We start from the raw sequence: 624 nt of genomic DNA on the forward strand, positions 1-624 counted from the left end.
TCCTCGGCGAATCGTTCCACGATGCGATGCTGAGCCCGCAGCAGCTCGCCGACGCCGTGCTGCCGGAGCGCAAGACATGGCACGCGCGCACCCGGCACGAGGTCTCCGACGCGACCGTGGGCACGTTCGGGGAGCGTCTCGAGCCTTGGGAGCTGCAGCTGTGCGAGGAGGTGATGGCGGACCATCTCCGCGACTATGGCTACGAGCTCTCCGGCGCTGAACCACCGGCTCCCGAGCACCTGGAGGGCTATCACCGGGTGGACGCCCAGCAACGCGCGAAGGGGCGCAAGCGGTGGCGGAAGGATCGCGCGCGCTTCGACGCCAGGCCGCTGGCCGACACCGGTGCTGCCCCCGGCGACCGGCAGCGACGCACCGCGGCGCTGGAGTCCGAGGTCGATGCGCTGGTCAGCCAGCGCGACGCGCTGCGTTCCCGCCTCGACAAGGTGACCGAATCACGGTCGTGGCGCTGGACCCACCCGCTGCGCAGGGCGTCCGTCGCCGCCGGCCGTCGCCGTCGCTGAGCGCGCCGGCCCCGCCCGGCCCCGTCCCGGCCGCGGCCACGCCGCGCCGGCACCGGGTTGTTGGTATGACCAGGCCGACGCCGCTTAGTCGGGCGGCGGTACC

The 624-nt window shown here is 73.7% G+C and carries 2 protein-coding genes; both read right to left on the bottom strand.

Annotated features, from left to right (window positions below; all coding sequences use genetic code 11):
* Positions 1-254, bottom strand: a 254-nt coding sequence (locus tag GEV06_28985) for a hypothetical protein (GenBank protein MPZ21876.1), incomplete at its 3' end; no start/stop codon positions are given.
* A gap of 151 nt (positions 255-405) precedes the next feature.
* On the bottom strand, positions 406-624 hold a 219-nt coding region (locus tag GEV06_28990), incomplete at its 5' end, for a hypothetical protein (protein ID MPZ21877.1).

It is taken from the genome of Luteitalea sp. (assembly GCA_009377605.1).
GTDB lineage: Bacteria > Acidobacteriota > Vicinamibacteria > Vicinamibacterales > Vicinamibacteraceae > WHTT01.